This window comes from Aestuariivirga sp. (assembly GCF_046093005.1).
Lineage (GTDB): Bacteria > Pseudomonadota > Alphaproteobacteria > Rhizobiales > Aestuariivirgaceae > Aestuariivirga.
The window spans coordinates 1-3,504 of record NZ_JBJTER010000047.1; the positions used below are offsets into that span (position 1 = coordinate 1).

Consider the following 3,504-nt stretch of genomic DNA (forward strand, 5'->3'; position numbering starts at 1 on the left):
ATTGCGCAAGGCGGCACAGCGCACCGTCGAAGGCCTCTGGACCGCCATTGGTGACATGCTGCCAGTCTTCAAGCCTCAGGAATGCCGAAACTACTTCGCCGCAGCAGGATATGATGCAGACTGATGGGATTCCGCTCTAGCAGACCGCGGCGCGGCCAAGCTCAGTGAGATTGCGCGACCCGGTCGCGAGGCAGGCGATGCGCAGCGCGGTGGCGAAGGCCTCGACATGGGCGATGACCGCCTCCGGGCCGTTGATGGCCGCCGGCAGCAGCGCCGCCGCCTGGCCCAGGAGATTGGCCCCCAGGCGCACGGCCTTGGCGCCATCGAGGCCATGGCGCAGACCACCGGACGCGATGAGCGGCATGTCCGGCAGCGCGGCGCGCACCTCGGCGAGGCAAGTGGCGGTGGGAATGCCCCAGTCGCGGAAGATTTCACCCAGCGCCTCTCCGGCTTCGCCGGCGGCGCGCTTGCCCTCGACCGCCGCCCAGCTGGTGCCACCCGAGCCGGCGACATCGATGGCGGCGACGCCGCAATCGGCAAGGCGGCGCGCCACCTCGGCGGAAATGCCGCTCCCCACCTCCTTGGCGATCACCGGCACTGGAAGCACCCGCGTCAGCCTGGAGATAGCAGCCTCGACGCCATGCCAGTTGCGGTCGCCCTCTGGCTGCAAGGCCTCCTGCAGCGGGTTGAGATGCAGGATCAGCCCGTCGGCGCCGAGTTCATCGACCGCGCGCCTGGCCTCTTCCAACCCCATGCCATGGGTCAGCTGCACGGCCCCGAGATTGCCGAGGATCAGCGCATCGGGCGCGATACGCCGCAACTCCAAATTGAGCCCGAAACGCTCCGGCGTAGTAAGCGAGATGCGCTGCGAGCCCACGCCCATGGCGAAGCCCAATTGCTGGGCCGCTTCGGCAATGGCCCGGTTGATGCGCGCGGCGGCATCCGGGCCGCCGGTCATCGAGGAGGCAAGATAGGGAAGCCGCAGCGGCTTCCCCATGAATCGGGTGGAGAGGTCAATCGCCTCGTAGTCCACTTCCGGCAGCGCGTTGTGCCGAAAACGCAACGCATCGAAGCCGGCTGGCAGGGAGTGCTTCGCCGCGCCAGACAGCACCACGTGGATATGCTCACGCTTGCGGCGTTCGATGTCGCTCATGCGCGGCTCACGCGGCGGAGCCCAGCCGGCTTACCTGCTGTCAGGGGTGCGCTTTCAGGAACGCGATGACATTGGCCACGTCCTCGGGCTTCTTGAGGCCGGCGAATGCCATCTTGGTCTTGGGCACATAGGCCTTGGGATCGGGCAGATAGACGGCGAGATTTTCTTCGGTCCAGACCAGGCCTTCCGCGCCCTTGGCAAGCATCGCCTCGGAATACTTGTAATCGGGCACCGAGGCTGCCGCACGGCCAACCAAGCCCTTCAGTGTTGGGCCGACTTTGTTCACGCCCTTTTCAACTTCGTGGCAGGCCTTGCATTTTGCGAACACCTTCTCGCCTGCCGCCGCATCGCCATCGGCATGAGCGGGAACGGCAAACAGCAGTGCGGACGCGAGGGCTGCGAACAGGACGGACTTTTTCATAGGTCAACTCCGGGATCAGGAAGGGTTGGCGCGGTCTTGTTGCGCGATGCCCGAGGCATCTTTCGCTAATATTACTCTTAATACTACATCCACCAGATGTGCAAGCAGCCCCGCCAGCAGATAGCTTGCGACAAACAGCCATCCCGCGCCGCGTAGCGCGCTTTGCATCGCCAGAACCAGGGCTGCCCCCGCCAGCCCATTGGCAACGAAGAACAGCATGACCAGCCCCTGCCGCCGCCGCCAGAAGTAAAAGCCGGCAAGCGCGATCTCCACCGCCAGCCCGGCCAGAATCAGTTTGAAGGCGAGCCCGCTTTCGAAAAACGCCGCCAAGCCGCTCATGCGAAGGGCTTGTTCAGTTGCACGATTCGGTAGTTAAGGAACGCCGCGACCGACACCCAGGCCAGATACGGCAAGAGCAGCCATCCCGCCGTGGACGAGGCCGCCCCCAGCACCACAACCAGCAGCACGATCGACAGCCACAGCAGCGCCACCTCGATCAGCGCCCAGTCCGGCCGCCGCAGCTTGAAGAAGAACCCGCTCCAGGCGACGTTGAGCACGCTGTTGATCACCAGCGATACGAGGATCGCCGCCCGCGCGGCCGGGCTTGAAGCCGCCTCCCAGGCCAGCGCCGCAGCAATCACCGCCAGGATGATGATCACCGTCCATACCGGCCCAAAGGCCCAGTCCGGCGGCTTCCAGCCGGGCTTTCGGAGCCCGGCATACCAGGCGCCAGTTTCGGTCAACAGCCCGCCTGCCACCGCCACCACAATACCGGCCGCGGCGGCGCAGCCCAGCGCCCAGACAAAGGTTTCAGAGCCCATCATGGACGCATCTTTAGCATAGGGCGGGCATCGCTTACACCCCTTCGGCAAGCCCCCGGGAACAAGTGCGGAGGACCGGCCTCTCTGGCCGCGTGTTGTCAAGGGTCCCCGCGGACAGCTTGACTGGTGGCCCCGCGCCTTGCTCAATAGCGCCATGAGCAGCGCCTCGCGAACCGCCAGCCTGCCGCTGGCCGCCCATGCTGTCTGCGCCGCAGCCGGCGTGCGCGATGGCCTGCGCGCCGCCCAATTCTATATCCGCGATCTCGCTAACGCCGACCGTTTCAGCCAGGGCGAACCGGGGCGGGTACCGTTCCTGTCCCGAACGGTGGCCCGGGGCGCGCGTCTGGTGGACCGGTTGATGAACGCCGGCGCCAACCTGTCGATCGCGCTGTTCCTGCCGGGCTGGCGCAAGCTGCCTTCGCCGTTCACGCCGGGGCTCATGCGCGAGGTAGCCCGCGGCATCCGCGAGGACAGCCTGATCAACAACCCCACCTTCAATGCCTATTTCTACCGCTCGGCCATCCGCATCGCCGGGCGATACTGGTCGCCGCCATGGCTTATCCTGGAACACCGGGTTGACGCGGCGCGGCGCCTTCTGGCGGCGCGAGCCGATGACGGCGCGCCAGAAAGCGGCATGATGGCGCGCATCCTGATCGCTCTGGCGGAACAAGGCCCGGTGGCGCGAATCGGGCCACTTTCAGCGCGCAACCGCTATTTCGCCGACGCCGAGCCCAATGTGGCGGTGTTCTCCATCGCCTGCGTGGCGCTGCTGCTGGCCGGCGAAGGCAAGCCCACGGCCACGATCGGCGAAGACGAGTTCTTCGAGGTGACGGGCGCACTGATCGGTCCGCGTCTGCCGGTCATCTCGGGTCTGATCGCCCGGCGCGACGACGCGGGGATTGCCCGCGAGCTCGACAACATCAAATCCATGTATTGAACAGCAGGCCGGCCAAGAGATTGGCACGATGCTTGCATGCCCTGTGTCAGCGCAGCTTCTGTTTGCAGAATGGGACAAAAGCGCCAGATTGGGATAACGTACAGAATCTTTCGCACTTTTCAAAACGGGTGGCTTCTTTCACATTGAAGGAGGAAAGAGGCTATGAAGGAAG

5 protein-coding genes and 1 pseudogene are annotated in these 3,504 nt (G+C 65.4%); 2 read left to right on the forward strand and 4 right to left on the reverse strand.

From position 1 onward, the window contains the following. A pseudogene (locus ACKOED_RS03855) lies at positions 1–124 on the forward strand (IS630 family transposase); the annotation flags it as partial. Positions 125–136: 12 nt separating this feature from the next. Here the strand turns inward: ACKOED_RS03855 and fni are convergent. Genes fni through ACKOED_RS03875 form a run of 4 tightly spaced genes read right to left on the reverse strand, consistent with a single transcriptional unit; the run spans position 137 to position 2,398 of the window. Beyond that, positions 137–1,153 (reverse strand): type 2 isopentenyl-diphosphate Delta-isomerase, encoded by a 1,017-nt coding sequence (gene fni, locus ACKOED_RS03860; RefSeq protein ID WP_408915255.1) that lies wholly within the window; start codon positions 1,151–1,153, stop codon positions 137–139. A 40-nt stretch (positions 1,154–1,193) separates the two neighbouring features. Beyond that, on the reverse strand, positions 1,194–1,574 hold the full coding sequence (locus ACKOED_RS03865; protein WP_408915256.1) for a c-type cytochrome: 381 nt from the start codon (positions 1,572–1,574) through the stop codon (positions 1,194–1,196). A 15-nt stretch (positions 1,575–1,589) separates the two neighbouring features. Next, entirely contained in the window at positions 1,590–1,913 is a 324-nt protein-coding gene (locus ACKOED_RS03870) for a hypothetical protein (RefSeq protein ID WP_408915257.1), read from the reverse strand. Next, positions 1,910–2,398, reverse strand: a complete 489-nt coding sequence (locus ACKOED_RS03875; protein ID WP_408915258.1) for a TspO/MBR family protein — start codon at positions 2,396–2,398, stop codon at positions 1,910–1,912. Before ACKOED_RS03875 ends, ACKOED_RS03870 begins: the two co-directional genes overlap by 4 nt. Before the next feature lie 151 nt (positions 2,399–2,549). Here ACKOED_RS03875 and ACKOED_RS03880 point away from each other — a divergent pair, with 151 nt between their 5' ends. Continuing rightward, positions 2,550–3,332, forward strand: coding sequence for a hypothetical protein (locus ACKOED_RS03880; protein ID WP_408915259.1), 783 nt, complete (start codon positions 2,550–2,552; stop codon positions 3,330–3,332). Positions 3,333–3,504 lie beyond the last annotated feature (172 nt).

Bases quoted from the DNA above. Each gene is read 5' to 3' on its own strand.
- fni (WP_408915255.1), bottom strand. From the start codon at position 1,153: ATGAGCGACATCGAACGCCGCAAGCGTGAGCATATCCACGTGGTGCTG.
- ACKOED_RS03865 (WP_408915256.1), bottom strand. From the start codon at position 1,574: ATGAAAAAGTCCGTCCTGTTCGCAGCCCTCGCGTCCGCACTGCTGTTT.
- ACKOED_RS03870 (WP_408915257.1), bottom strand. From the start codon at position 1,913: ATGAGCGGCTTGGCGGCGTTTTTCGAAAGCGGGCTCGCCTTCAAACTG.
- ACKOED_RS03875 (WP_408915258.1), bottom strand. From the start codon at position 2,398: ATGATGGGCTCTGAAACCTTTGTCTGGGCGCTGGGCTGCGCCGCCGCG.
- ACKOED_RS03880 (WP_408915259.1), top strand. From the start codon at position 2,550: ATGAGCAGCGCCTCGCGAACCGCCAGCCTGCCGCTGGCCGCCCATGCT.